This window comes from Roseateles sp. P5_E1, assembly GCF_054049335.1.
Genome location: NZ_JBFUMN010000149.1, coordinates 1 through 895, shown reverse-complemented (window position 1 = coordinate 895; position 895 = coordinate 1). Strand labels below are relative to the sequence as shown.

Below are 895 nucleotides of genomic sequence, written 5' to 3'. Positions count from 1 at the left end.
GATGAAGCCAGCCAGGTCATCAAAGTCCAGGCGCTTGGACACCAGGTCGGCTTTCAGGAACGGGCGGTCGCCGCCCACATCGATCTGCGMGGTGCCACCCAGGTCGCTATCGCCGGCGGTGCCGGTGAAGTTCTCATAGCGCCAGATGTCGTTGTCGCGCTTGAGGCGGCCTTTCAGCCGGTACGGCGGGGTGGAGGGCATGGCCACGCCGATCAGCGGAAACAGGTCTTCCATGTCCTGGCCGCTGAGCATCAGCTCCAGGTTGAAGACGCGCAGTGCGAACGGATTGGTCAGCGTGCCGCTGGCGATGGCATGGGTGCCGCCGGCACGGCCGTCGAGATGGATGCGGAAGGGGTGATCGCTGTTGGTGAGTTCCAGCGGCGATTCGGTATTGCCATCGAGCGAGAAGGGGTTGCCCCTCCATCGGCCCTTGCCCTTGACCAGCAGCGGCGGGGCGCTGTCCTCGGTGCGCGGCTTGCCGCTGGTGAGGGCGACCAGGACGTCGGTGCGACCGGCGGCATCCAGAAACTGCAGGCGGCCGTCATCGATCAGCAGGCGCAGCAGCTGCGGTGGGTTGCCGGTGGAGGGGCCAAGGAAATCCCAGTTGCCCGGGGTGTCCTTGCCGGGGCCGGTTTCCAACAGCAGGTCAGGGCGGGTGAGGCGCACTTCGGGGATCTGGACCTGGCCTCGCAGCAGGGGCCAGACGCGAAGGGCGATTTCGGCGCGGTCGGCGCTGGCCATCTGCGGGGTTTTGGCCCAGTCGGCGTTGGCGAACGTGAGGCGGTCGGCGCGGATCGTGGTGGTGCGGCCAAGGTCGACGTCGAGATCGCCGTTGATATGGAACTCGCGCCCGGTTTTGGCCTGGACGGCGCGTTCGACGGGTCCTTTGAACCAG

At 67.0% G+C, this 895-nt stretch carries 1 protein-coding gene; it reads right to left on the bottom strand.

The window, feature by feature from the left end:
• Positions 1-895 (bottom strand): AsmA family protein (locus ACXJKJ_RS30245; RefSeq protein WP_457395068.1); only part of this gene is annotated, 895 nt, incomplete at both ends.